Origin of the sequence: Microbulbifer okhotskensis (assembly GCF_023895975.1) — a bacterium.
Classification (GTDB): Bacteria; Pseudomonadota; Gammaproteobacteria; order Pseudomonadales; family Cellvibrionaceae; genus Microbulbifer; species Microbulbifer okhotskensis.
Window position 1 is genome coordinate 1 of sequence record NZ_JALBWM010000398.1, and the last position, 432, is coordinate 432.

General features: G+C 39.4%; 1 protein-coding gene. It reads left to right on the forward strand.

Translation table 11 applies throughout. The features are described from left to right. Positions 1–328 (forward strand): DUF6985 domain-containing protein (locus MO867_RS22670; RefSeq protein WP_252473395.1); only part of this gene is annotated, 328 nt, incomplete at its 5' end. Between the last annotated feature and the right edge of the window lie 104 nt (positions 329–432).

Genomic DNA, 432 nt, shown 5'->3' on the forward strand with positions numbered 1-432 from the left:
GTATATAAAGCATGAATCTTCAGTGTCAACCTCGTTACTTGATGGTTTGGAAAAAGAGTATCAAATTTTACGAACAGACAATATGACTGGGCAGATGCCGAAGGTTGGTTCTTGTCAAGATTTTAAAAAATTAATTGGCTTAGATACTGTATTTATACATCAAATAAATCGCGGCGATGGTATCCCATATATTGGCTTCTTATTTGGCTGTAAATGGGAACCTGAGCATGGGCTGGGTATATTGATGCATGGAAATAGAGTAGTAGAAATTGGCTTTGCTGATACCGCATTTACGTTGTGGGTGGCGGAAGATGATGTGAGAGGCTAATCCAGAGTTTTGTAGTGACAATACTTCGGACAGTTTTAGGGGGCGAAAGAGGTAGGAACCACGGCCAGATACTGAGAAAATAAGGTTCTCACTTCAAATTAAAA